Origin of the sequence: Psychrobacter sp. AOP3-A1-26, from assembly GCF_052378235.1 — a bacterium.
Taxonomy (GTDB): domain Bacteria; phylum Pseudomonadota; class Gammaproteobacteria; order Pseudomonadales; family Moraxellaceae; genus Psychrobacter.
Genome location: NZ_JBQSXN010000212.1, coordinates 1 through 559, shown reverse-complemented (window position 1 = coordinate 559; position 559 = coordinate 1). Strand labels below are relative to the sequence as shown.

Annotated in this window: 1 protein-coding gene; it reads left to right on the top strand. The window is 33.1% G+C overall.

What is annotated here, in order from left to right:
- On the top strand, positions 1–559 hold a 559-nt coding region (locus ACT3TU_RS14350), incomplete at both ends, for a hypothetical protein (protein WP_444784544.1).

Genomic DNA, 559 nt, shown 5'->3' with positions numbered 1-559 from the left:
CAATATGAAAACAATAAAGCTCGCACTTACTCTAATAGTTACTGCGTTATTTACTGCCTGTGACGCCACCTCTTCTGACTCACTCACTCTAGATTCAGGTAAAGCAATCGAACTTACTGTAACACTGAATGAACAGAATAGTGCTGAAAGCCTATCAACCTCTAAGACTGAACCACAGATACAACAGAGTTTCAATACAACAGACCCAGTTCCTTTGATCACTAAAACCCCCGCAAAGCAAGCTCATGAACCATTTTTTTTACCTGACGAAAATGTAAAAAAAACTAAAAACTTATTCCACAAAGACTATAATTTAAACCAAATAAATAGTAAACAGTTTGACGAAACAGCATATGGTTTTTTTGTTGTCATTCAATATGATGATGGCACTGTCTTAGATTACTCGTTAGATAAAGTGAATAATGAATATTTTGTGAAAAGGTTCACCTTAGCTAGTAAATATCAACCACATGATCCATTTAATAAACTTAATAAATATATCGTATATAAAATATTAGATATAAGCGGGGCAGATAACCCTGAAATATTTTTTCAAGAA